Raw genomic sequence first — 23,749 nt, 5'->3', positions numbered from 1 at the left:
TCAGGGCCCAGGCTCGGGCGCGCCCGGCACGGACAGCCACTCGTCCGGGATGTCGCCCCGGGGCAGCTCCAGCACGAAGGTGGAGCCCTGCCCCAGCGCGCTCGTGGCCCTCACCGTGCCGCCGAACGCCTCCACAATCTGCCGGGTGATGTAGAGGCCCAGCCCCAGGCCGCCGTAGTGCCGGTCACTCACCGCGCGCTCGAAGCGCTCGAAGATGCGCGGCAGGTCCTGCGCGGAGATGCCGATGCCGCCATCCTCCACGGTGAGGCGCGCGGTGCGCCCGTCCGCCTCCACCGTGAGGCGCACGGGCTGGCCCGCGCCGTACTTCAGCGCGTTGGACAGCAGGTTCGTGACGACCTGCTCCAGCCGCAGCCGGTCCCACCGCCCCAGCACCGGCACCGGCGCGTGCATCTCCAGCGAGCAGTGGAGCTGGGCCGCGGACGGCGCGAAGCGGTAGAGGATTTCCGCCGCCACGCTCGCCAGGTCCATCTCCTCCAGCTCCAGCTTCAGCCGGCCGGCGGTGATGCGCGACACGTCCAACAAGTTGTCGACCAGGCTGGTCAGCTTGCGCACCTGGCGCTGCACCACGTCCAGCGTCTCGGAGACGCGCTCGGCGGACACGGGCTTGCCGTGGGCGGCCAGCACGTCCACCTGCTTCTGGAGCAGCTGAACCTTGAGGTGCAGCGGCGTCAGCGGCGTCTTCAGCTCGTGGCTGGCGATGCCCAGGAACTCGTCGCGAAGCCGCACCGCCTCGCGCGCCTCGCGCAACAGCCGCGCGTTGTCCAGGGACAGCGCCGCCCGGCGCGCCAGCTCCTCCGCCACCCGCTCCTCCTCGTCACCGAAGGCGGGCGCCCCCTCCGAGCGGAACAGCGCCAGGGCGCCGATGACGCGTCCGCGCGCCACCAACGGCACGCCCAGGTAGCGCGTCACCCCGAGGAGCGCGAACAGCCGCGCGTGCTCGGAGTCCCGGGTGAGGGCCTCCACGTGCGCGTCCGACAGCTCGGCCACCCGCTCGGTGCGCCCGGTGAGGAACAGGGCCGGCAGCCCGCGCGGGTCCAGCGGGTCCGGCGGGTAGCGCCGCAGCATGTCCACCAGCAGGACGTGGCGCTCCGGCTCCGCGTGCACCGCCGCCGCCGCGCGCACCGCCTCGCCGCCGGCCCCCAGGAAGAACACCCCCGCGTCCGCCAACGTGGGCACGAGCAGCCGCAAGAGCGGCTCCACCCGCTCCTCGTTCTCCAGCTCCGCGGCCAGGAGCGCGCCCGCCTCCGCGAGCAGCCGCGCCGCGCGCATCGCGTCCAGCCGCGGCTCCTCCATCACCTCCCGCGCGCGCAGCAGCACGCCGGCCGGCTTCGCGCCGGGCTCCTGCCCCACCGGGAACACGCTCCCCTCGAGCACCACCCGCGTGCCGTCCGGACGGCGCAGGCCCCAGCGCTCGTCGCGCACCCCCTCGCCCGCGAGCGCCCGGGACAGCGGTGACACCGCGGGCACCCCACCGCCCTGGTCCAACCGAACCCAGACGCAGCCTGGAAGATTGCCGTGAGGCTCGATTCTCTCGGGCGGGGGAATACGAAAGCGCGACCCGGCTTCGGAGTTGAAGGCGAGCACGCGGCCCGTCGCATCCATCAGCAGCACGGCCTCGCCCGTCTGCTCCACGAGCAGGCGCAGCGCCGCATCGCTCAACCGGGCTTCCGCCCGTTCCGCGAGCGCCTGATGAATCAAAGAAAGCTGGGCGCGGCCAGAGGACATGAGTTCAGGGACTTTCCGCTCGTGGCATGGTGGCATCCCCACCCGCCTGAAGGAAGACAACTCCCCGCCCTCGCACAACATCCAACGGCACGCGGTCCGAATCCCTGCCCCGGGGTCAGGCCAGCCCCCTTGCTTGGACTGCAGGAAATCCTGAATCGTTGGATAGTTGCACATCGTCCGGACTCCTCGTCCGGATGAGCGCCGTCCACTTCCTCGAGCCTCAACATGCAGACGCCGCCCCCCAGGCCAGACTGGACTCCACACGAGCGACGCTACCGGCTCGTCATCGACAGCCTGAAGGAGGTGGTGTTCCAGACGGACGTGCAGGGCCGGTGGACGTTCCTCAACCGCGCGTGGACGGAAATCACCGGCCACGCGGTGGACGTGTCGCTGGGCAAGTCGTTCCTCGACTTCGTGGACCCGGAGGACCACGCGCCCTGTCGGGAGAACCTGCGCCGGCTGATGACGCGCGAGGTGGAGCACGTGCGCATCGAGGTGCGCTACCTGACGCGCGATGGAGGCTTCCGCTGGGTGGAGGTCTTCGGCCGGGTGATGGTGGGCGAGGACGGCGAGCTGGTGGGCACGTCCGGCACGCTCAACGACATCACCGAGCGCAAGGCGTCGGACGGGGCGCTGGCGCGGCGTGAGCGCTACCTCACGGCGCTGGTGGAGATGCAGCAGCGGCTGCTCGCGGTGCGCGATGGCGGAGACCTGTACGGCTCCGTGCTGTCGTCGCTGGGGCTCGCCGCGGGGGCCAGCCGCGTCTACGTCTTCGACCTGCACCCGGGCCCATCCGGTGAGCGGATGTGCAGCCAGCGCGCGGAGTGGTGCGCGCCGGGCGTGCACGCGGAAATCGACAACCCGGACCTGCAGAACGTGCCCATGGTGCCCGTGCTGGAGCGCTGGGAGACGACGCTGTCGCGGGGCGATGTCATCGAGGGCCTGGTGGCGAGCTTCCCCGAGGTGGAGCGGGCGCTGCTGGACCCGCAGGGCATCCTCTCCATCCTGGTGCTGCCCCTGCGCGTGCAGGGGGCGCTGACGGGCTTCGTGGGCTTCGACAACTGCTCGGAGGCGCGGCGGTGGGACCGGCTGGAGGTGGACCTGCTGTCCGCCGCGGCGGGCGCCATCTCCGTCGCGCTGGAGCGGCGCGAGTCGGAGCGCGCGCTGCGCGAGCGTGAGCGACGGTTCCGGCAGCTCGCGGAGAACGCGTCGGACGTGCTGTACCTGTACCGCCGCGAGGCGCCCCGGGGCTTCGTCTACGTCAGCCGGGTGGCGCACGCGAAGCTGGGCTACGGGCCGGTGGCGCACTACGGCGACGCGGACCTGTGGTACCGGCGCGTGCACCCGGAGGACCGCGCCGCGCTGGAGCAGCTGCTCGAGGCGCCGCGCGCGTCGGCGGGGGCGCCGGTGACGGTGCGCTACCTGCACCCGGACGGCCGCATGCTGTGGCTGGAGCACGTGGTGGTGCCGGTAACGGACGCCATGGGCCGCATGGTGGCGGTGGAGGGCCTGGCGCGCGACATCACCGAGCGCCGGCAGGCGGAGGAGGCGCTGCGGCTGTCCGAGGCGAGCTTCCGCGCGCTGTTGGAGGGCGTGCCGGACGCGGCGGCCATCGAGCGGGACGGGCACATCGTCTACGCGAACGCGGCGCTGGTGGGCACGCTGGGCTTCGAGCGGGCCGAGCAGCTCGTGGGCCGTCAGCTCTCCGAGTTCGTCAAGGACATGCGCGGCGTGGAGGCGGTGCGCGCGGGCGCGCTCACGGGCGAGCGGCGGCTGGTGCGGCGCGACGGGCGCACGCGCGTGGCGGAGGTCGTCTCGCTGCCCCTGCGCTTCGACGGACAGCCCGCGGTGGTGTCCATCGCGCGCGACGTGACGGAGCAGCGGCAGCTGCAGGCGCGGCTGACGCTCGCGGACCGGCTGGCCTCGGTGGGCACGCTGGCGGCGGGCATCGCGCACGAAATCAACAACCCGCTGGCCTTCGTGCTGTCCAACCTGAGCTTCCTGTCGGACGAGTTCCGCCGAAACCTGCCCCCGGGCGACGGCGCCGCGGCGCTGCAGGCCCGGCTGCGCGGCGAGCCGGACCTGGCCGAGTGGGGCGAGGTGCTGCACGAGGCCTGCGAGGGCGCGGAGCGGGTGCGGCAGATTGTGCGCCAGCTGAAGACGTTCTCCCGTCCGGACGAGGAGCGCGTGTCGCCGCTGGACGTGCACACGGTGCTGGAGTCGGTGGCGATGATGGCGGCGAATGAAATCCGCCACCGCGCGCAGCTGAAGCGGGAGTACGGCGACATCCCCTCGGTGATGGCGAACGAGGGCAAGCTGAGCCAGGTGTTCCTCAACCTGGTGGTGAACGCCGCGCAGGCCATCCCCGAGGGCTCCGCGCACCGGCACGAAATCCGGCTGGCGACGCGGCGGGACGGGCTGTCGCGCGTGGTGGTGGAGGTGCAGGACACGGGCGTGGGAATCGCCCGCGAGGTCATCGACCGCATCTTCGACCCGTTCTTCACCACCAAGCCCGTGGGCGTGGGCACGGGGCTGGGCCTGTCCATCTGTCACAGCATCGTCCACGGGCTGGGCGGTGAAATCACCGTGGAGAGCGAGCCGGGCCGGGGCACCACCTTCCGCGTCGTGCTGCCCACCACGGAGCCGGAGGCGCGCGCGGTGGCCACGTCGCCGGAGCCCTCGGGCGCGCCGGTGGGTCCGCCGAGGGGACGCGTGCTGGTGGTGGACGACGAGCCCGCCGTGGGCCGCGTGCTTCAGCGCATCCTGCGCGGCCACGAGGTGGAGGTGGCGTGCAGCGGGCGACAGGCGCTGGAGCTGCTCGAGCAGGGGCTGAAGCCGGACGCGGTGCTGTGCGACGTGATGATGCCGGACCTGACGGGGCGCGACGTGTACGAGCTGGTGCGGCGCGCGCACGCGGGCCTGGAGGGGCGCTTCGTCTTCGTGTCCGGCGGCGCCTTCACCACGGGCGCCCGCGAGTTCCTGGCGAGCATCCCCAATCTCCTCCTGGAGAAGCCCTTCGACGAGGGGCGCGTGCGGCGCGTGGTGGATGACCTGGTCCGCCTGCGACCTCCGGAGGCCTGACGCCGCGTGTGGACCGATGAGGAGCTGCGAGAGCTGGAGACATGCGCCGCGCGGCTGCTCGCACAGGTGCGCGAGTCGGACGGGTTCGAGCAGGTGAGCGCGCAGGTGGCCGAGGCCCAGGCCGTGGACGCGGGGCTCGTCGCGGTGATGACGGCGGGGCTGGTGAAGAGCTTCGGGATGTACCGCGAGCCTCGCTACCTGCGGCAGGAGGCGTACGTCTGGGAGGAGCTGGACGGCGTGCGCCGCGCCCGCGTCCGGCCGCTGTCGGGCCTGTTGCTTTACTGGGCGGGCGGCGACGTGAGCCCCTACGTGCCCCAGGAGGTGTGGGGCCAGGGGCTCGTCGAGCACCACTACGAGGAGACCGCGGAGGAGAACGTGCTGGACTCCAGCGCGACCAACTTCGACACCTGCGGCGGCTTCGGGCTGGGCTCGGTGGGCGATGCGCTGCTGGAGCTGGCCGAGGACCGCGGGCTTCGCGCGCTGGAGGTGTTCGCTCCGCTCGAGAAGCTGCTGGTGGTGCGCTCACTCCAGTGCGCGCGTGAGGCGGTGCGGAAGGCCGTGGAGTCGGAGGCCTTCCGCGCGCTGCCTCGTGAGGCGTCGTTCCAGGTGCTGGCCATGCCGGGACACGACGCGCCGGCGTGCCTGCTATGGCGCACGCCCTGACGGACTACTTCACGCCGTCGAGCGACAGCGGCCCGCTGTCCAGCAGGCGCTGACGCGTCACCACCTGGCCATACTCGGCGGTGCGGAAGGTGCGCCCGCCCGCTTCCGTCGTGCCGTGCAGCCGCACCTCGGAGGCGTCCGGCAGGTAGCCCACGCGCAGGCGCAGCTCGCGCACGGCGGACAGCTCCAGCGTGGTCTCCGTGCCCTGGGGATAGGGCAGCGACGTGCGCAGCGGCAGGGGCACCACCAGACGCGAGGACACGGTGGCGCCGGGCGCCAGGGCGCTGACGGTGGGGACCTCGGGCGCCTCCACGTCGAGGTTCTCCGGCACGGGCACCAGCGCGCGCAGCAGCACGGCGCCGTCACCGGAGAGCTCCACGTACGCGCGCTCGGGGGCGAGGCCGACGTAGCCCGTGGGCCCCCACTCCGGCAGGCCGTCCACGAGCAGCACCTCGCGCGGCGAGCCGTTGTGCACCGCGTACGAGACGGCGAGCCCCTCGGGCCCGCTCGACACCGACTCCACCTTCAGCTCCACCACGTCCGCCTGGGCCACGCTTCCTCCCGCATTCACCGGGCGCTCCGCCCGCGTGCAGCCGACGATTATGGCCAGCGCCATGCCGAGGGCGCCAGCCTGGAGCAGGGTCCGCATGGACTAGTAGCGCGGGCGGGTGGGCAGGTTCAGCTCGTCGCGCAGGACGTTCTCACCCGGGCGGCCCGGCTGCACCACGTCCGGCGTGGCCGGGTTCTGGTCCAGGTCGATGGGCAGGCCCACCGCGGACGTCTCGCGGTTGTTGACGCCGTTCTTCTCGCCGCGCGCCAGCGTGCCATTGGCGTAGTCGGACGCGTGCACCAGCTCGTGGAACAGGGCCACGATGGGAGGACGGGTCATCCACTCCTCGCCGCCGAGCGAGGTGCGCGTGGTGTTGTAGTTCACCGTGCCGTCGGTGCCCTTGCCCGGCGTGCCGTCCGTGTTGAACCAGGCATCATCGCGGTTGGCGGGAGACGCGGAGTTGCCGCTGGTGGTCTCCTTGATGGTCGTCGAGTGGCCGCTGTCGTCCAGCGTGCGCAGCAGGTCCTGGCCCGACGGCAGCGAGCGCATCGCGTCCAGGTCCGACTGCGTGCGCGCCTGGAAGTCCGCGCTGCCTTCCACCGTCACGGAGCGGCCGCGCTGGCTCGCGTTGGTCATGTCGACGATGGTCCGCTCGCTCGCGGCGCCGTCGGTGGTCTCGTTCTCCTCGACGTAGAGCTTGTCGTCGCCGGCATCGCCGCTGACGGTGTCCGCGCCCTCGCCGCCGGCCACCGCGTCGTTGCCTTCACCGCCGCTCAGCCGGTCATTGCCACGGCCGCCGATGACCTGGTCATCGCCCGCGCCGCCCGTGGCCGTGTCGTCACCCGCGCCACCGTCGATGTAGTCGCGGCCCTCGCCGCCGTTGAGCAAGTCGTTGCCGTCCAGGCCGTAGAGCACATCGCGGCCCGCGCCACCCTGCACCAGGTCGTCGCCCGCGCCACCCTCGACGTAGTCGTCGCCGTCGTCACCGGACACCGAGTCGTTGCCCGTGCCGCCGATGATGGTGTCGTTGCCCGCGCCGCCGCGGATGGTGTCGTGACCCGCGCCGCCCTTCAGCGTGTCGTTGCCGTCGCCGCCGTCCAGGGTGACGTCGACGGTGACGTTCTTGTCCACGGTGATGGAGTCGTTGCCCGCGCCGCCGTTGATGATGGCGTTCCGCGACTGCTCCGGCGACAGCGTCACCGTGTCCGAGCCGGACTTGATGACCAGCCCGCCGCTCTTGTTCATCGTCACCGTCGCGGTGTTGTTCCCCGCGCCCAGGTCCACCACCGTCTGGCCGTTCGCGTTCGTGCTCACCTGCGGCGCCGTCGCGGACCCCGCGGCCTGCTTCACCTTCTCGGCGATCTTCGCGATGGCCTTGCCCAGTCCACCACCAGGGCCAGGAGGAGGCGCGCCCTCGAAGTCGCTGCCACCGGTGCGGGACGGGGCGCTCGCGCGCGTCGGAGCCGCGTCGAAGCCGTCCTTCATCCGCTGGTCCACCGCCGTCTTCACCACGTTGGGGCGCTGGGCCGGCTGCTTCGCCGTCTCCTGCTTCGGCTCGGGCTTCACGTACGAGGTGCTGCGCGAACCGGTCTTCCCAATCGTGGACATGCGGCTTCTCCCTGAGGCGGCCCGTGCCTGTGAGGCGGACCAACGCCGAACTCCTTGATTATCGGGACCTCAGGACGCCAGTTGCTTCGAGGCCCGGGGCAGGGCGCGGATCACTCGTTCCATGGGGGCGCGGGACCGAGTCGCTGGCGCGCGACGCGTCCGCGTCGCACAAAGAGCCTGTTGTTCCAGGGGGTTGGCGGAGAGGAGTGCGAATCAACCCAGCACATGGTGCCCTGCATCACGTCGACGCGGCGCCAGAGGCGAGTGCCCGGGCAGAGCCCCCATGTGGAACATGCACATCCCTGCGTGGCCCTGAATTGGCGTCGACGCAGCCCCAGAGGCGAGTGCTCGAACGGAGCGCGCCCCCAACGTGGGGCAGGCACGTCCCTGCGCGCGGCCCTGAATCCACGTTGAGGCCACGCTGGAGGCGCGTGCCTGAGCAGCCCCCCGCCGTGGGGCAGGCACATCCCTGCGCGCGGCCCTGAATCCACGTTGAGGCCACGCTGGAGGCGCGTGCCTGAGCAGCCCCCCGCCGTGGGGCAGGCACATCCCTGCGCGCGGCCCTGAATCCACATCGACGCCACGCCGGAGGCGCGTGCCCGGGCAGAGCCCCCCACGTGGAGCAGGCACCTCCCCTCGCGGCCCAGAATCCACGTCGAAGCCGTGCCGGAGGCGCGTGCCCAGGCAGAGCCCCACGTAGAGCAGGCACCTCCCCTCGCGGCCCTGAGTCCACATCGACGCCGCGCCGGAGGCGCATACCCGAGCAGAGAACGCCCCTGCGTGGAGCCGGCACAGCCCTGCGCGGCCCTGAATCCACGTCGAAGCCATGCCGGAGGCACATGCCTGAGCGAAGCACGCCCCCACGTGGAGCAGGCACAGCCCTGCGCGGCCCTGAATCCACGTCGAAGCCGTGCCAGAGGCGGGGCGCCCGGGGAGGGCCCCCCGCCATCATCGGCGGCTCACATCGATGCGCGGCTTAGTAGTGCGGACGGGTGGGCAGGTTCAGCTCGTCGCGCAGGACGTTCTCACCCGGGCGGCCCGGCTGCACCACGTCCGGCGTGGCCGGGTTCTGGTCCAGGTCGATGGGCAGACCCACCGCCGAGGTCTCCAGGTTGCGCACGCCGTCCTTCGAGCCGTTCGCCAGCGTGCCGTTCGCGATGTCGGACGCGTGCACCAGCTCGTGGAACAGACCGACGATCGGGGGACGGTTCATCCACTCGTCGCCACCGAGCGAGATGCGCGTGGTGTTGTAGTTCACCGACGCATCCGAGCCCTTGCCCGGCGTGCCGTCCGCGTTGAAGAAGCCATCGTTGAAGTTGGTACCCGACGCCGTGTTGCCACCGGACGTCTCGCGAATCGTCGTCGAGCGGCCGCTCTTGTCCAGCGTGCCCAGCAGCTCCTGGCCCGACGGCAGCGAGCGCATCGCGTCCAGGTCCGACTGCACGCGCGCCTGGAACTCCGGCGAGCCCTCCACCTTCACCGAGCTGCCGCGCTGGTCCGCGTCCGTCATGTCGACGATGGTCCGCTCGCCCTCGGCCGCGTCCGCCGTCTCCTCGCCCTCCTCGACGTAGAGCTTGTCGTCGCCGGCGTTGCCGCTGACCGTGTCCTTGCCCGCGCCGCCCGCCACCGCGTCGTTGCCCTCGCCACCCGACAGGGTGTCGTCGCCGCGGCCGCCGATGACCTGGTCATCGCCCGCGCCACCCGTGGCCGTGTCGTCACCCGCGCCACCGTCGATGTAGTCGCGGCCCTCGCCGCCGTTGAGCAAGTCGTTGCCGTCCAGGCCGTAGAGCACGTCGCGGCCCGCGCCACCCTGCACCAGGTCGTCGCCCGCGCCACCCTCCACGTAGTCGTCGCCGTCGTCACCGGACACCGAGTCGTTGCCCGTGCCGCCGATGATGGTGTCGTTGCCAGCGCCACCGCGGATGGTGTCGTGACCCGCGCCACCCGTCAGCTTGTCGTTGCCCTCGCCACCGTCCAGCGTCACGTCCACCGTGACGTTCTTGTCCACGGTGATGGAGTCGTTACCCGCGCCGCCGTTGATGATGGCGTTCCGCGACTGCTCCGGCGACAGCGTCACCGTGTCCGAGCCGGACTTGATGACCAGCCCGCCGCTCTTGTTCATCGTCACCGTCGCGGTGTTGTTCCCCGCGCCCAGGTCCACCACCGTCTGACCGTTCGCGTTCGTGCTCACCTGCGGCGCCGTGGCCGAACCCGCGGCCTGCTTCACCTTCTCCGCGATCTTCGCGATGGCCTTGCCCAGCCCACCACCAGGGCTCGGCGGAGCATTCTCCGTGGTGCGCGTCTCGGTGAGCACCTGCGGCCGGGACGCCGAGCCCGCGCGAGCCGGGGCCGCGTCGAAGCCGTCCTTCATCCGCTGGTCCACCGCCGTCTTCACCGCGTTGCGCTGCGCCTGGGCCGGCTGCTTCGCCGTCTCCGCCTTCGGCTCGGGCTTCACATAGGTGGGGGTGCGCGAACCCGTCTTGCCAATCGTGGACATGTCTTCCTCTCCTGGCGGGCGCGCTCCCAGTGCGGTCCCGACCCTCTGAAGTCGCGGTCGGAGAAGCTCCGACCTTCCCGATTATCGGAATCCCCGGAGAGCAGTTGCTTCGATTCTTGGTTCTCGGGAAGAAATGATGATCCGCCCCATCCTCCCCGAGCGACACCTCGGGGTCCGGATCCGCCGACTCCGGGAACCCAGCGGGACGGTGAGGTGTCCAGCGACCCGGAATGCCTCGCGCCGCAATGTCTGACGTCTGGGTTATCGGTCATCGGGGGGACCCTCCTCCCGGTGACCGATGCGGTCCGGGGGGCGGACGGGCGAGTGTCCCTCCCGCCAAAGCCACACACCCCGAGGAACCGCATGAACCGCACCCTGCTGCTGCTGTCCGCCGCCGGATTGCTCGCCCTGGGCGCGCTCTCGCTGGGCAAGCCTCCGCCGCCGCCCGCGCCTCCTGCCCCGCCCGTCACCGACACCAGCCACACCGTGGCCCAGCCCGACGAGCCCCCCGCCACCACCCTGCTGCCGCACGTCATGTCCCTGCCGGATGACGGCGCCCTCGTCCTCTCCGGCAAGCTGTCCGGCAGCTACATCCAGACGGGCCCCAGCGAGGCCTTCGCGTGGCTGGAGGTCAAGGCCCGCCCCAACCCCACCGCCGCCCGCCGCGTCCCCGTCAACCTGGCCCTCGTCGTGGACCGCTCCGGCTCCATGAGCGGCCAGAAGCTCGCCGACGCCAGGAGCGCCGCCGTGGAGCTGGTGCGTCGCCTCACCGCCGAGGACCGGCTGGCCCTCATCCACTACGGCACCGACGTGAAGGTCCTCCCCAGCCGCCCCGTCACCGAGGCCGTCCGCCAGGAGCTGCTCTCCGCCATCGCCAACATCCGCGATGACGGCTCCACCAACATCAGCGGCGGTCTCACCGAGGCCGCCGTCGCCCTGCGCCCCCACCTGCGCGAGTACCGCGTCAGCCGCGCCATCCTCCTGAGCGACGGCCAGCCCACCACCGGCATCGTCACCGAGCCGGAGCTGTTCCACCTGACGCGCCAGCTGCGCGATGAGGGCATCACCGTCAGCGCGCTCGGCGTGGGCGAGGACTACCAGGCCTCCCTCATGCGCGGCATGGCCGAGCAGGGCGGCGGCTTCTCCGGCTTCATCGAGGACTCGGCCCGGCTGGCGGAGGTCTTCTCCCGCGAGCTGGACCAGGCCACCAGCACCGTCGCCCGTCAGGTGGAGCTGCGCCTGGAGCTGCCCCCCGTCGCCCGCGACGCGCAGGTGCTCGGCCTGCCCTCCACCCGCGAGGGCACCACCCTCAAGGTGCCGCTGTACGACCTGGCTGGCGAGCAGTCCATCCGCGTCGTCGTGAAGCTGACGCTCAACACCCAGGTCACGTCCGACGCGCTCCCGCTGCTCCAGGCCAGCGTGCGCTACATGGACGTCCCCCGCGACATGCGCGCCGAGACGAAGCTGGCCCTGTCCGCCGTCGTCACCCAGGACGCCTCGCTGGTGCGCGCCAACCTGGACCGGGAGGTGCGCGTGCACGCCGTGCGAGCGTTGGGAACCCAGCAGATGCGCGCCGCCGCGGAGGAGATGAAGCGCGGCAACCGCGGCGCCGCCATGGGTCTGTTGGGCAACGCCCGGAAGCTTTTCGGCTCGTCCGCGGACGCGCTCTCGGGGGAGCTTGCGGAGCTGGACCAGACCCAGGCAGCCTATGAGGGGGCATCGAGTGACGACGAGGTCCGCCGCGAGTCGCTGAAGCTCTACAAGAAGACCATGAAGAACTTCGGCGAGAACAACGCCTACTAGTCAGGACGGTGCAGCCCCATGGCCCTCTCCCTGCAGATCCTCCACCGCGAGGAGTTCGAGTCCCGCACCCTGCGCGCGCTGGGGGGTGGAGCGTGCATGGGCATCTTCGCCGCGCTGGCGCTGCGCCTGTGGGCCCCCTTCGAGCCCGTCGTCCGGCTCACCCTGGAGCCGGGCTACTTCGCGGTGCTGGGCGCGGCGCTCGCCGCCGCCCGGACGGCCAAGGGTGGCGGCTGGGGGCTGCGCGCGGCCCTCACCGTGCTGCCCGTCTTCCCCTTCCTCTTCTCCGCTCCGTGGCCCCTGGCCCAGAGCGTGGCGGGCTGCATCGCCGCCGCGCTGGTGACGTGGCTGGGCCATGGCCGCGAACAGCCCGGCGCGCCCGTCCCCGTCGCCCTGAGCGCCGCCGCCGCGGGTGTGCTCACCCCGGTGGGCCTGTACGTGCAGCAGGTGCTGGATGCCCACTTTCTCGGGAACACCGCGCTCGTCTCGCTGGTGGTGGGCTACGCCTGCGTGGCGCTCTTCTGGAGCACCGGCACGCTGATGTCGCACCTGGTGCTGCACACCGACGCCGTCGAGGCGCGGGGCAAGACGCTGCAGGGCACGCTCTCGGGTGAAGCCAAGGAGCTGACCACGCGCGCGCTCGGGCTGTATCAGCAGTGCAAGAGCTCCGCGCTGCGCCTGCCCGCGAGCCCCGGCCGCCAGGAGCTGCTCGGCGTGGTGGAGAAGATGGCCGCGGAGAGCTTCTCGCTCGCGGAGGCCCACGCGGGCCTCACCGCGCAGCTCGACTCCGTGGTGGCCCATGACGTGGACGCGCAGGTGAAGGAGCTTCGCGCCCGCGCCGCCGCCACCCAGGACACCGTGGCGCGACGCCAGCTGGAGCTCGCCGCGTCCTCGCTGGGCGAGGAGCTCAACCACCTGGATGCCCTGGGCCGCAAGCAGGAGCGGCTGCTCGCCCAGCTCCACGCCCAGGTGGCCCTCCTGGAGCGCGCCCGCGTGTCCTTCGTCGGCGCGCAGGGCCACGAGCTGGGCACCAAGGGAGAGCAGGCCGCGCAGCTGGCGCGCAGGCTCAAGGGCCTGGGCGAGGAGTCCGCCACGCCGCCCGCCCCCGTGGACGACGCCGCGCGCCCCGCCACCAGCGCGGCCACGCGGCTCAACAGCTAGGCGCCGCCTTCAGGAGGCCTGGCTCTTCTTCTTGCGCGCCGCCGTCCGGCGCTGCTTGGGCTTCTGCTGCTGCGCCCGCGCCCGGAAGCTGCCGGGCGGCGCGTGCAGTTCGTCCGCGATGCGACGTTCGATGGCCTCGCGAGTGTCGCGTGCCACCAGGAGCGCCGCCTCGATTTCCTCGCGCACCCGCGCCGCCTGCTCCTCGGCCGCCGCGCGGTACTCCGAGGTGGGCCGACGTAGGGCGAGCGAGCCCCGGTCCTCCCCTTCCATCGGCTGGGTGCGCCGCGTCGTCACCGCGGCCTGTCCCCGAGCCCTGCTCCCTCGCGCCTTGTCTTCCCCAGCCTTTTCCGCCATGAGGGCCTCCCCGCGCTGATCTCTTGCGTCGAACATGGGCTCCGCGCTTCCCGCCGGGAAGTCCACCGGCCGACTCGGCCCCCACCCGGGCGGGAGGGCAGGCGTCCCACCGGGGGGACGCACAGCAGCGGTGCTTCTCTTGGGCCGCAGAAAAACGTAAAAGCCGGCCGGATGATTGTGGCGCGAGCGCGCCCGGGCCCTGCTACTCACAGCGGCGCCGCATGCCCCAGGCCGGCGGGCATGGCGCGGCCCACCTGCTCCACTGCCCCCAAGGGCAGCGTCCACCTGCGAGGCATACCGTGGCGGTCAGCGCACCCTTTTCGTTCTTGAAGAACCGGAAGCACAACCTCGACCGGATGACGCTGGGCGACCTGGTCTATTCGTTCTTCACCTACTACGCCGTGCTGGCCTACATCACCGTGGGCATCGTCAGCCTGGTGTACGCGGTGAAGTGGTTCGAGAGCCCCGTGCGCACGCTGCTCTCCATGGCGGCCGCGAGCGTGGTGTTCCCGCTCGGCTGGTTCCTGGTGCACAAGCACATCCTGCACAGCCGCTTCCTCTACAAGTCGCCCCTCACCGCGGCCACGTGGAAGCGCATCCACTTCGACCACCACCAGGACCCCAATGACTTGCGCGTGCTGTTCGGCGCGCTGGCCAACGTGCTGCCCACGGTGGGCGGGGTGATGGCGCCCTTGGGCTACCTCATCGGCGGCAAGGCGGGCGCGGCGGCGGCGCTGGGCTGGGGCATGGTGATTACGTGCTTCTATGAGTTCTGCCACTGCATCCAGCACCTGAACTACACGCCGAAGCTGGGCTTCCTGAAGGACATCAAGCGCCTGCACCTGTCGCATCACTTCCACAACGAGCAGGGCAACTACGGCATCACCAACTACTTCTGGGACCGGCTCTTCGGCACCTACTACGCCAAGGCGGGGGATTTGCCCAAGAGCCCCACCGTCTTCAACCTGGGCTACACCGCCGAGGAGGCCCAGCGCTATCCGTGGGTGGACCGGCTGTCCAACGGCACGCGCGGGGACGGACACCCCAAGCGCTTCTGGCAGGGCAAGGACGGCCAGGGCACCCAGCCCGAGTAGTCCCCGAGCGCGGCGACGGGCGGGACCCCACGAGGAGGACCCGCCCGTTGTCAGGGCTCACCGAAGGGCGCCGCGCTGCCGCCCTCCGGGAGCCTCACCCCTACCGTGTCGGCTAGAACTTCACCGCGCCGGAGGGCAGCAGCAGCGTGCTGGTCTCCACCAGGCCGTTGGAGCCCGACACGGAGGTGTCCACGATGGAGCGCGACACATCCAGGTGGAGCACCGCGCGGCCACGCGTCCTCAGGTCGGACACCTTCGCCTCGAAGGTGATGGGCGCCACGCGGGCGTCGAGCTGCGAGGCCTGCACGGAGTGACGGGCGAAGTCACCCATGGCGTTGAAGAACACGGTGACCTGCACCTTGTCGACGCCGGGAGGCACCGTGAAGCGCGCGGCCAGCGGCGCGTGGATGGGGTCGGCGATCTCCAGCAGGTTCGACACCACCTGCACGTTCACCGGCTTGCCCTCGGCGGTGATGGTGACGTCGGAGATGGGCACCTTCAGCGAGGTGAAGTCCATCAGGCTCTCGCCCTTCAGGCGCAGCTCGAAGCTCTGCGTGGAGGGCGTGCCGGGGTCCTCGCCACCGGGCGTGGGGCCCGGGTCCTCGCCACCGGGCGTGGGGCCCGGGTCCTCGCCACCGGGCGTGGGGCCCGGGTCCTCGCCACCGGGCGTGGGGCCGGGGTCCTCGCCGCCGGGGACGGGCGTCTCCACGCCGGGGTCTTCATTGCCAGGAACCTGGCGGGAATCATCCCCGCCGCAGGCGGAGAACAGCAGGGCCGAGGCCCACAGGGTCGACATCAGGAACTTCTTCATGACTTGATACCTCAAAGACTTTCAGTGATTCGGATGTGTCTGGAATGGATTGGGACGCCGACGCTCACGGCAGGGGCGGGATGCAGAACAGCCCCGTGGGAATGGTCGGGTCGATGCCCAGCGCCTCCGCGGCCTCCGGCGTCGAGGGACCGGGGTCGAACCCGCCCGGGAACGGCGCCGTGGTGCAGGAGTTGTTGTAGGTGCTCAGCTGCGTGGTGAGGCTGGTCAGGTCCGCGCAGTTGACCGTACCCAGCGCGGTGAGGATGAGCTCGAGCAGGTTGGCTGGGACGGTGACGCCACCGAACACACGCTGGTTGCACGTGGCGACGAACAGCTCACGCCCGGCCAGGAAGCGGATGCGGTCCAGCTGGCTGCGCGGCAGGTTGGTGATGGGGTAGCGGTCCGGGTTGCCCCAGAGGATGCCCTCGGCGCCCGCCAGGCCGATGACGATGCCGATGCTGCCCAGCGGAATGGGCCCGCCAGCGAGGCACTGCTGCACCGCGGGGATGTGGTTGCGCCAGAAGTCCAGCCCACGCGTCGCGTTCTCGCACACCTCGCCCGAGGGGTCTCCACAGGTCACGCGCGCGGTGCACAGCGAGCTGCCCAGGTCGAAGCCCGCGGTGAACGTGTTGTCGATGTTGTTGTCCGGCAGGCCGTCCAGCAGCGCCAGCGCCCGGCACTCCTCGACAGTGTCCAGGGTGACGCTGAAGTTCGACGTCACCGACGCGCCCACCGGAATCACCACCGGCGGCGGCGGATTGAAGACGAACCCCTCACCCGCCAGCAACGGGTCCGTGGCCGTCAACAGGATGGACGGCAACGTCGGATGCACGTTGTTGACCTGGAAGCTGTAGTTCGCGGTGAACGGATACGTCGTCGCCTGCACCGACGCCTGACCATTCACCAGCTTGGTGCACGTCAAATCGTGCGCCTGGGCCACTCCAGAGAACCCCACCACCGCGGCACAAGCCGCCCCCATCCAACTGCTCAACGCCTTCATGTGTCTGCCTCGTCTTTGCTTCGCGGCTCGAGCCCCGATGACCCGCGCCGGGCAGACCCTTTTTCACCGGATGTGCCACGCGCCCGACCTGTCAGGTCGCATCCGCGGCAACGCACCCACCTCCCCCCAGGACGACCTGCCTGGACCCGGGGGAAGCTTGCGTGGCCCTCGCGCTTCCCTCCGTGGGAAGAAATCTTCCCACTCGGAAAAACGGATTCTTCTCCTCGTGGGTAAAACCTGGGAGCAGGCAGGCGTCCCGCTGGGGAAGCTACGGCCCTTGCGCTGACGTCACCCACACCTCGGGAGTGAATCCCACCCCACGGGCGGCATCTACGAAGACCTTCGTTGACATCTACGAATCCGTTCGTATGATGGCCTCGTGGATGTTCGAAGCGAGGGAGTCATGAGCGAGGCGGTGCTGCCGCGCCCCACGGATGGCGAGCTGGCCATCCTGCGGGTGCTGTGGGAGCGAGGAGACAGCACGGTGCGGGAGGTCCATGAGGTCCTCACGCGGCGCGAGCCAGGGGACGCGGGCCCGGGCTACACGACGGTGCTGAAGCTGATGCAGATCATGACGGACAAGGGCCTGGTGGAGCGCGACGAGACGCAGCGCGCGCACGTCTACCGGGCGAAGGCGACCGAGCAGCGCACGCAGCGGCAGCTGGTGACGGACCTGGTGGAGCGCGCCTTCGGTGGCTCTCCGGCGCGGCTGGCCATGCAGGCGTTGTCCTCGCGCAAGACGAGCCCCCAGGAGCTGGCGCAGCTCCGTCAGTTGCTCGATTCCCTGGAAGGAGCGGACGAATGAGCAGCCTGGTGATGGAGTCGCTGGGGTGGGCGCTGGTGCACTCGCTCTGGCAGGGCGCGCTGGTGGCGGTGGGGCTGGCGGCGGCGCTGTTGATGGTGGGCCGTCACGCGGCGAACGCGCGTTATGCCCTGGCGTGCGGCGCGCTGGTGCTGGCCGTGGCGCTGCCGGTGGCCACGGGCGTGCGGCACGCCACGCGGGCCCGGGCCGAGCAGTCCGCGTCCTGGCGAGGCGAAGCGGCCCCGGCGTTCCAGGCGGCGCGGGCGCAGGTGATGGAGCGCGTGTCGCGGGCGCTCCGGGCCGACAGCCGGCCCGCGCTCGAGGCCGCGCGCGACCGGGGCTTCGACTGGCGTGAGGCGACGCCGGCCACGGCGCTGGCGTGGCTCTGGGAGCGCGCGAGCAAGGCCGCCCCCACGCTCTTGCGCTGGCTGGTGTTCGCGTGGGTGGCGGGCGTGGGGCTCAGCTCCGGACGGCTGACGGCGGAGTGGGTGCGGCTGCACCAGCTGGCGCGCCGCGCGCTGCCCGCGCCCCGGGAGTGGCAGGAGCGGCTGGACGCGCTGTCGGGCCGGCTGGGCCTGAAGCGCGCGGTGCGGCTGCTCCAGTCGGTGGAGGTGGACGTGCCCTCCACGGTGGGCTGGCTGTCGCCGGTGGTGCTGCTGCCCGTGTCCACGCTGTCCGGACTGCCCGCGCGGCAGCTGGAGATGGTGCTGGCGCATGAGCTGGCCCACATCCGCCGGCATGACTTCGCGGTGAACCTGGCGCAGGTGGTGGTGGAGACGCTGTTCTTCTACCACCCGGCCGTGCGGTGGATGTCCAACGTCATCCGCGTGGAGCGCGAGCACTGCTGCGACGACGTGGCCGTGGGCGCGAGCCCCAACCCGGTCTCCTACGCCCGCGCCCTCACCGCGCTGGAGACGCTGCGCGTGATGCCCGCCGTCGAAAGCCACGCCATGTCCGCCCTGGGCGGCTCGCTGCCCGAGCGCGTTCGCCGCCTCGTGTCCCCGCCCGCGTCGCGCTGCTCCTCTCGCTGGGTGGCGGGGGCCTCCGTGCTCACGCTCATCAGCGGCCTCGCCGTCGCCGCGCCGCTGGCGTCGCTGGTGATGGCCCAGACGCCTCCGCGCACCCTCGCCATGCTCCCCGCGCCTCCCGCGCCTCCCGCTCCCGCCGCGCCTCCCGCGCCCCCCTTCCCCGCGATGGACGTGAAGGTGGACTTCGCGCCGAAGGTGAAGCTCGCGGCCGCGCCGCAGGTGAAGGTGGACTTCGAGCGTGAGGACGACGTCGACGGGAGCACCCGGGTGGGCGCGGGGCAGCCGCTCTCCGTGGACCAGCTGGTGGCGCTGAAGGTCGCCGGCGTCACGCCGGAGCGGGTGAAGGAGCTGCGCGGGATGGGCCTCGAGCCCACCGTGTCCAACCTGGTGGGCATGGGCCACGCGGGCGTCACCCCCGAGTTCGTGAAGCGGATGAACGAGGTCTTCGGCCGCAAGCTGGAGGCGGGCATGTTGGTGGAGCTGCGCCACCTTGGCGTCACGCCGGAGTACGTCGCGGCGCTCTCGGGCGCGGGCTTCGAGACGAAGAACCCGCGCGACGTGATGGACGCGCGCGCCGTGGGCGTGAGCGAGCAGTACGTCCAGGGCTTGAAGGAGGCGGGCTACTCGGGCCTGCCGCTCCAGCAGGTCATCGAGCTGCGCGCGGTGGGCGTGGACCCGGGCTTCATCAGCGCGCTGGGCAAGTCGGGGCTGACGAAGCTGACGGCGGACCAGCTCCAGGAGCTGCGCGCGGTGGGCGTCAACCCGGCGTGGCTGGAGCAGATGCGCTCGGCGGGCGTGGACACGAAGGACCCGCGGGTCCTCACCGAGCTGCGCGCGGTGGGCGTCAACCCGGACTTCCTGCGCGAGCTGAACGCCGCGGGACTGAAGAACCTCACGCCCGAGGAGCTGGTGCGCCTGCGCACCGGCGGCGTGGACGCCGAGTTCATCCGGCGCATGCGCGACACGAAGTAACACCTGTCACACCGTCACGCCGAGGTCGGAGGGCTTTCTCCCTCCGGCCTCCGGACACCCCTCCTCCCATCACCGCCTTCCCACGGCGGCGTGCCCCACTCGGAGGGGCGCGCCGGACGGGAGGGCTCCATCCTCGAATCGAAGGAGCCTCACCATGCGCCGAGCGTCGTCCTCGTGGTTGTTGTGTGTCCTCATGCTGGTGGCCAGCGCCGCGTCCGCCGCGAGCGAGCTGCGCGGGACGTGGAGCGCGTCCACGCACGAGAAGTCCCCCGACAAGCTCCACCTCAACCTGAGCCACCCCGAGGACGAGCGGAAGGGACGGGGGCGGCTGGGCTTCACCGAGTCCCGCGCCTCCTTCCAGGGCCTGTCCACCGGTGACGGCCCGGCCACCTTCACCCTGCCGCGCGAGGCGGGCACGTTCGCCTTCACCGGCAGCTTCCAGGACGGCGAGGGCGCGGGCCACTACCGCTTCACCCCCAGCGACGCCTATCTCAAGGCCATGGCCTCGCTCGGTTACGCCTCGCTGACGCCGAACCAGCAGTTCCAGCTCGCCGCCACGGGCGTCACCACCCAGCGCATCAAGGACCTGGGGGCCGCGGGCTACAAGGACATCCCCGTCGAGAAGCTGCTGATGGTGGGCATCTTCGACATCACGCCCGAGTACGTGAAGGAGCTGTCGAGGCTGGGCTACGACAAGCTGGACCTGGATGAGCTGGTGCAGGGCCGCATCCACGGCGTCACGCCCCAGCGCGTGAAGGAGCTGGCGGACGCGGGCTACGCGAAGCTCGCGTGGGACGACCTCATCGCCATGAACATCCACGGCGTCACGCCCGCCTTCGTGAAGGAGATGAAGGAGCTGGGCTTCAAGGACGTGGGTCCCGAGAACATCGTCTCGCTGCGCATCCACGGCGTCAGCGCGGACTTCGCCCGGCAGATGCGCGAGCTGGGCTTCCAGGACCTCGCGGCCGACACGCTGGTCAACTTCCGCATCCACGGCGTCACGCCGGACTTCGTGAAGGAGATGCGCGGGATGGGCTTCCAGGATTTGGGCCCGGACGAGCTGGTCAACTTCCGCGTCCACGGCGTGAAGCCCGCCTTCGTGAAGGAGATGCGCGAACTGGGCTTCGCGAAGCTCACGTCGGACGAGCTGGTCAACTTCCGCATCCACGGCGTCACGGCGGACTTCGTGAAGAAGCTGCGCGACGCGGGCTACACGAACATCACGCCGGAGGAGCTGGTGCGCCTGCGCATCCACGGCATCGACGAGACGTTCATGCGCGCCATGTCCAAGGGCGACAAGGCGAAGGGCGGGAAGTAGACGGCGCCCGGTTCTGGAAGGACCAGGGGGCGCCGGGGCCGGGGCGCTCGGGCGGGCGGGGGCCCGCCGCCAGGGCGTGGGAGCGTCGACTGGACGACGGAACGCGGGGGGAAGGCCGTGCACGCGCCGGACACCGGCCACACCTTCGCCGCGGGTGGCGTGGAGGAGGTGGGTGCAATGGTGTCACTGCGAATCGCGTGTGTCGGGTTGCTGGCGCTTTCGGCGTGTTCCTCGTCGAGGCCCTCGGTGGTGAGGGCCCCCCGGCAGGAGGCCGCGCCCGTCGCGACCTTCCCGGACGAGGGAGGCACCTACGGCTACCGCGCGGAGGACCCGGTGCGGGTGGGCTGGGGCAACCCGGGCATCCTGGCCTTCTTCGAGCTGCTGCGCGGCCCCCAGGGACAGCGCGTGGCCTGGAAGCGGCTGGGGCCGTGTGACGAGGGCCCCTCGCGGGAGTACGCGGACCTGGTGATGTTCGAGGTGAGCTACGACGGGCTGGGGCTCCCGGTGCGCATGTACCTGGACCCCAACCACGGGGCGTCCATCCGCGCGCCCCGGGGCTTCACCATCGAGGGCCTGTCCTCGCGCGACACGCCCCAGACGCCCGAGGACGTCATCGAGCTGTAGTCGCGCGAGGCGTCGGGCGCGGGTGCTCGGCTACTCCAGCGACGGCGCCTCGTCGCCGGGGATGAGCACCTTGCGCGCGAGCGACACGGGCAGGCCCAGCTGCAGGAAGCGGTCGTGGAAGTCCTTCAGCACGAACTTCTTGCCGCTCGCCTCCAGGTGCTTCTTGTAGTCCTCGCGCAGCTTCAGAATCTGCATGCGGCCCAGCGCGTAGTACAGGTACGTGGGGTTGGAGGTGCCGCGCTCCACCTCGCGCAGCGCGGGGAAGGGCTCGAAGTAGGCAATCTCCGCGTAGCGCTTCGCCACGGCCTCCACCGGCTCGTTGTACACGTGCAGCGCGAGCGCCGCGTACCAGCGCGCGTGACGCTGGAGCGCGCGGCGCAGCTGGCCCAGGCGCACCGCCGGGTCACCCTGCCCCAGGCCCTCGTCCACCATCATCTGCTCGGCGTAGTGGGCCCAGCCCTCCACCACGGAGGCGGGGGTGAAGACCTTGCGCACGTCGGTGGGAATCTTCGCCCCGTAGAGCAGCTGCACGAAGTGGCCGGGCATGGCCTCGTGCACGGTGATGCCCAGCAGGCCCGCGCGGTTGAAGTACGTCAGGTGCTGCGCCTTCTCCTCGGTGGACCACTCCGCCTCCACGTTGGTGATGTTGTAGTAGGCCTCCTGGGCCTTGCTCTCGAAGGGGCCCGGCGTGTCCATGGACGCGAAGCCCAGCCGCTCGTACGGGGGCGTCTCGCGCACGGACGGCAGCGAGTCCGAGGGCAGCGTGAGGATGTCCTTCTCCCGCACGAAGCGCTGCAGCTCCACCAGCTGCTGGCGCGCCAGGGGGATGAGCTCCTCGGCCTGCGGGTGGTCCTTCACCAGGGCGGCCATCACCTCCGCGGGGGACTTCGTCGGGTCCACCTTGGCCGTCTCGCGCGCCACCCAGGCCTGGTACTCGCGGATGGCCCGCTCGTTGATGTCGCGCAGCTGGTCCGCGTTCAGCGTGATGTGCTCCTCCAGGGCCAGCTTCTTCTCGAACCGCTCGCGGCCCAGGCGGAAGTCACCGGTGGCGCGGGGGAGCAAATCCCGCTCCAGCCACGCGGTGAAGGCCTCCATCTGCTCGAGCGCCTTGGCGCGCGCGGCGTCGAACTCCTGGCGCTCGGCGGGGGGCAGCTTGTCGGCGCCCTGGGCCTCGAGCGCGCGAGGCAGGTCCACGCGCAGGTACACCTGGGTGCCGCGCGCGTCGCGGATGGCCTGCTCGGCCCACAGGCGGGGCACGTCCTGGAGGTTCGCCTTGGCGGCCTCGAGCACGCGGGGGATGTCGTTCATGCGCGAGCGCATGTCCATCATCCGCTCGGACAGGGGCGCGAAGTCGCGCGAGGACAGGCTGGACAGTCCACCGGAGACGAGCCCCACGTAGGCGCCCGGGTTGCGGCGCCAGACGCGCTCCTCCTCCAGCTCCAGCAGCTCCGCGCGGATGGCGTTCTCCAGCACCACGCCGTCGACGGCGTCGTCACCGGTGAGGGCCGAGCAGTTCACCTGCTCCAGCCGGGTGAGCCAGCCGCGCAGCGCCTCCGCCTTCCGGTCGAGCGCGACCTGCGAGACGTCCTGCAGGTGGGCGTCGTGCTTGTGGAAGCCCAGGCGCGTGGCGCGCACGGGGTTGGCGGCGGAGAACCAGTCGAGGTACTCGCGGATGAAGTGGGAGTAGGCGGTGGTGGCCGCGTGCGAGGGCGTGGGGAGGGAGGACGCATCCCTTCCTTCCTTCGGGCGCGAGGCACACGCGCAGACACTGGCCAGCAGGACGACGGCGACACGGATACGCATGAGGGCTCTCATCGAGATTGACGGGCCCCAGTGTCCGCACTGTGCGCCGGAAGGGGTAGGCGGAAACAAGGGCAGACGTCGGAGGCCGTCCTGCGCTCAACCCGCCACGTCGCCCCCGAGGTCACGGTTGACCGTGTGGTGAATCACCCTTGCGTGTCCGCGCCCGTGGGTCCGTCGTGCGGCGGACGCTCGCGTGTCAGGATGCGTTCTCGTCGTGACGACGAAGTGAGCCCCTCACGAGGCGCGAGCCTCCTGGCCCCTCGCGGTCCGCGCGAGCGCGAGCACGTCCTCCACCTCCCAGTGGTCATCCGCGTGGCGTCCCCGATGGAGGGCGAGCACCCGCCCCGTGGCATCCAGGAGGAAGTCCGCGGGCAGCCCCTGGGCCCCGCCTTCCCCCGCGAAGGGATTCGAGGGGACGGAGGCCAGCCCCTTCACGGCCGCCAGCATGGCCCGCGGATGGAGCGCCGAGACCCGGGACTGCTCCACCCCGAAGTGTCGGTACCAACGACGCCCCGGGTCCGGCACCACGGGGAAGGGCAGGTCCCCCTGATAGGGGCGCATGGACGCCTCGGTGGAGTGGAAGAACGCCACCGGGTGGACCCCCTCCGCCTCCAGCCGCTCCCGGGCGGCGGCGAACCTGCGCACGTGCAGGTTGCAGATGGGGCAGCCCGCGAACCGCCGGAACTGCAGGTGCGTGAGCGCGCCGGCGCTCCGCAGCGGGAGCTCCAGCGAGCCCTGGGTGAGCGTGGTGACGAGGAAGGGGGCGATGACCTCGCCGACCTGGAGACGGGAGCGCTTGTTGGAGTCCATTCGCGCAACCTAGCGACGCGGGGCTCC

Annotated in this window: 18 protein-coding genes; 9 read left to right on the top strand and 9 right to left on the bottom strand. The window is 71.4% G+C overall.

Features of this window, described 5'->3' with window-relative positions:
* The gene (locus AC6JA9_RS01155; protein WP_497958962.1) at positions 1-1,680 is read right to left on the bottom strand and encodes a sensor histidine kinase; all 1,680 of its coding nucleotides are present in this window, start codon (positions 1,678-1,680) and stop codon (positions 1-3) included.
* A 291-nt stretch (positions 1,681-1,971) separates the two neighbouring features.
* Between AC6JA9_RS01155 and AC6JA9_RS01150 the strand changes: the two genes are divergently transcribed.
* Both AC6JA9_RS01150 and AC6JA9_RS01145 read left to right on the top strand, forming a co-directional pair.
* Positions 1,972-4,827: a PAS domain S-box protein gene (locus AC6JA9_RS01150; protein ID WP_223782095.1), complete on the top strand. Its 2,856-nt coding sequence runs from the start codon at positions 1,972-1,974 to the stop codon at positions 4,825-4,827.
* 6 nt (positions 4,828-4,833) lie between these two features.
* Positions 4,834-5,490 carry a hypothetical protein gene (locus tag AC6JA9_RS01145; protein ID WP_223751984.1) on the top strand — a complete coding sequence of 219 codons (657 nt, stop codon included), beginning with the start codon at positions 4,834-4,836 and terminating at the stop codon, positions 5,488-5,490.
* A gap of 4 nt (positions 5,491-5,494) precedes the next feature.
* On the opposite strand, the gene AC6JA9_RS01140 is transcribed toward AC6JA9_RS01145, so the two are convergent.
* From AC6JA9_RS01140 to AC6JA9_RS01130, 3 genes are all read right to left on the bottom strand, one after another.
* Entirely contained in the window at positions 5,495-6,139 is a 645-nt protein-coding gene (locus AC6JA9_RS01140; protein ID WP_223782093.1) for a hypothetical protein, read from the bottom strand.
* Between the two features lie 3 nt (positions 6,140-6,142).
* Entirely contained in the window at positions 6,143-7,648 is a 1,506-nt protein-coding gene (locus AC6JA9_RS01135; RefSeq protein ID WP_497958961.1) for a M91 family zinc metallopeptidase, read from the bottom strand.
* A gap of 976 nt (positions 7,649-8,624) precedes the next feature.
* Positions 8,625-10,145, bottom strand: a complete 1,521-nt coding sequence (locus tag AC6JA9_RS01130; RefSeq protein ID WP_426748519.1) for a M91 family zinc metallopeptidase — start codon at positions 10,143-10,145, stop codon at positions 8,625-8,627.
* A gap of 363 nt (positions 10,146-10,508) precedes the next feature.
* Here AC6JA9_RS01130 and AC6JA9_RS01125 point away from each other — a divergent pair, with 363 nt between their 5' ends.
* Both AC6JA9_RS01125 and AC6JA9_RS01120 read left to right on the top strand, forming a co-directional pair.
* Positions 10,509-11,948 carry a vWA domain-containing protein gene (locus AC6JA9_RS01125; RefSeq protein ID WP_223782090.1) on the top strand — a complete coding sequence of 480 codons (1,440 nt, stop codon included), beginning with the start codon at positions 10,509-10,511 and terminating at the stop codon, positions 11,946-11,948.
* 18 nt (positions 11,949-11,966) lie between these two features.
* Positions 11,967-13,106 (top strand): hypothetical protein, encoded by a 1,140-nt coding sequence (locus AC6JA9_RS01120; protein ID WP_223782089.1) that lies wholly within the window; start codon positions 11,967-11,969, stop codon positions 13,104-13,106.
* Positions 13,107-13,115: 9 nt separating this feature from the next.
* On the opposite strand, the gene AC6JA9_RS01115 is transcribed toward AC6JA9_RS01120, so the two are convergent.
* Positions 13,116-13,460 carry a hypothetical protein gene (locus AC6JA9_RS01115; RefSeq protein WP_267698526.1) on the bottom strand — a complete coding sequence of 115 codons (345 nt, stop codon included), beginning with the start codon at positions 13,458-13,460 and terminating at the stop codon, positions 13,116-13,118.
* Positions 13,461-13,759: 299 nt separating this feature from the next.
* On the opposite strand from AC6JA9_RS01115, the gene AC6JA9_RS01110 reads away from it, so the two are divergent.
* Positions 13,760-14,554, top strand: coding sequence for a sterol desaturase family protein (locus tag AC6JA9_RS01110; RefSeq protein ID WP_141330039.1), 795 nt, complete (start codon positions 13,760-13,762; stop codon positions 14,552-14,554).
* A 112-nt stretch (positions 14,555-14,666) separates the two neighbouring features.
* On the opposite strand, the gene AC6JA9_RS01105 is transcribed toward AC6JA9_RS01110, so the two are convergent.
* The gene (locus AC6JA9_RS01105; RefSeq protein WP_497958960.1) at positions 14,667-15,365 is read right to left on the bottom strand and encodes a hypothetical protein; all 699 of its coding nucleotides are present in this window, start codon (positions 15,363-15,365) and stop codon (positions 14,667-14,669) included.
* Between the two features lie 64 nt (positions 15,366-15,429).
* Positions 15,430-16,365 (bottom strand): hypothetical protein, encoded by a 936-nt coding sequence (locus tag AC6JA9_RS01100; protein ID WP_497958959.1) that lies wholly within the window; start codon positions 16,363-16,365, stop codon positions 15,430-15,432.
* Positions 16,366-16,768: 403 nt separating this feature from the next.
* On the opposite strand from AC6JA9_RS01100, the gene AC6JA9_RS01095 reads away from it, so the two are divergent.
* From AC6JA9_RS01095 to AC6JA9_RS01080, 4 genes are all read left to right on the top strand, one after another.
* On the top strand, positions 16,769-17,170 hold the full coding sequence (locus AC6JA9_RS01095) for a BlaI/MecI/CopY family transcriptional regulator (RefSeq protein ID WP_046710388.1): 402 nt from the start codon (positions 16,769-16,771) through the stop codon (positions 17,168-17,170).
* Positions 17,167-19,167, top strand: coding sequence for a M56 family metallopeptidase (locus AC6JA9_RS01090; RefSeq protein ID WP_497958958.1), 2,001 nt, complete (start codon positions 17,167-17,169; stop codon positions 19,165-19,167). Before AC6JA9_RS01095 ends, AC6JA9_RS01090 begins: the two co-directional genes overlap by 4 nt.
* A 154-nt stretch (positions 19,168-19,321) precedes the next feature.
* Complete coding sequence (locus AC6JA9_RS01085) at positions 19,322-20,485, top strand: 4-hydroxy-3-methylbut-2-enyl diphosphate reductase (protein WP_497958957.1); 1,164 nt, start codon at positions 19,322-19,324, stop codon at positions 20,483-20,485.
* Positions 20,486-20,662: 177 nt separating this feature from the next.
* Entirely contained in the window at positions 20,663-21,109 is a 447-nt protein-coding gene (locus AC6JA9_RS01080) for a fibril protein (RefSeq protein ID WP_223752078.1), read from the top strand.
* 30 nt (positions 21,110-21,139) lie between these two features.
* Here AC6JA9_RS01080 and AC6JA9_RS01075 read toward each other — a convergent pair whose 3' ends face one another.
* Positions 21,140-22,912, bottom strand: coding sequence for a DUF885 domain-containing protein (locus tag AC6JA9_RS01075; protein WP_223782083.1), 1,773 nt, complete (start codon positions 22,910-22,912; stop codon positions 21,140-21,142).
* A gap of 234 nt (positions 22,913-23,146) precedes the next feature.
* Positions 23,147-23,722, bottom strand: a complete 576-nt coding sequence (locus AC6JA9_RS01070; protein WP_497958956.1) for a peroxiredoxin-like family protein — start codon at positions 23,720-23,722, stop codon at positions 23,147-23,149.
* Positions 23,723-23,749: the final 27 nt, after the last annotated feature.

This window comes from Myxococcus sp. MH1 (assembly GCF_059738865.1).
Note: the sequence above shows the minus strand (reverse complement) of the source record. Positions and strands in the feature narration are given on the sequence as shown.

Bases quoted from the DNA above. Each gene is read 5' to 3' on its own strand.
- AC6JA9_RS01140 (WP_223782093.1), bottom strand. From the start codon at position 6,139: ATGCGGACCCTGCTCCAGGCTGGCGCCCTCGGCATGGCGCTGGCCATA.
- AC6JA9_RS01125 (WP_223782090.1), top strand. From the start codon at position 10,509: ATGAACCGCACCCTGCTGCTGCTGTCCGCCGCCGGATTGCTCGCCCTG.
- AC6JA9_RS01135 (WP_497958961.1), bottom strand. From the start codon at position 7,648: ATGTCCACGATTGGGAAGACCGGTTCGCGCAGCACCTCGTACGTGAAG.
- AC6JA9_RS01095 (WP_046710388.1), top strand. From the start codon at position 16,769: ATGAGCGAGGCGGTGCTGCCGCGCCCCACGGATGGCGAGCTGGCCATC.
- AC6JA9_RS01080 (WP_223752078.1), top strand. From the start codon at position 20,663: ATGGTGTCACTGCGAATCGCGTGTGTCGGGTTGCTGGCGCTTTCGGCG.
- AC6JA9_RS01070 (WP_497958956.1), bottom strand. From the start codon at position 23,722: ATGGACTCCAACAAGCGCTCCCGTCTCCAGGTCGGCGAGGTCATCGCC.
- AC6JA9_RS01100 (WP_497958959.1), bottom strand. From the start codon at position 16,365: ATGAAGGCGTTGAGCAGTTGGATGGGGGCGGCTTGTGCCGCGGTGGTG.
- AC6JA9_RS01130 (WP_426748519.1), bottom strand. From the start codon at position 10,145: ATGTCCACGATTGGCAAGACGGGTTCGCGCACCCCCACCTATGTGAAG.
- AC6JA9_RS01150 (WP_223782095.1), top strand. From the start codon at position 1,972: ATGCAGACGCCGCCCCCCAGGCCAGACTGGACTCCACACGAGCGACGC.
- AC6JA9_RS01105 (WP_497958960.1), bottom strand. From the start codon at position 15,365: ATGAAGAAGTTCCTGATGTCGACCCTGTGGGCCTCGGCCCTGCTGTTC.
- AC6JA9_RS01120 (WP_223782089.1), top strand. From the start codon at position 11,967: ATGGCCCTCTCCCTGCAGATCCTCCACCGCGAGGAGTTCGAGTCCCGC.
- AC6JA9_RS01115 (WP_267698526.1), bottom strand. From the start codon at position 13,460: ATGGCGGAAAAGGCTGGGGAAGACAAGGCGCGAGGGAGCAGGGCTCGG.
- AC6JA9_RS01085 (WP_497958957.1), top strand. From the start codon at position 19,322: ATGCGCCGAGCGTCGTCCTCGTGGTTGTTGTGTGTCCTCATGCTGGTG.
- AC6JA9_RS01075 (WP_223782083.1), bottom strand. From the start codon at position 22,912: ATGCGTATCCGTGTCGCCGTCGTCCTGCTGGCCAGTGTCTGCGCGTGT.
- AC6JA9_RS01090 (WP_497958958.1), top strand. From the start codon at position 17,167: ATGAGCAGCCTGGTGATGGAGTCGCTGGGGTGGGCGCTGGTGCACTCG.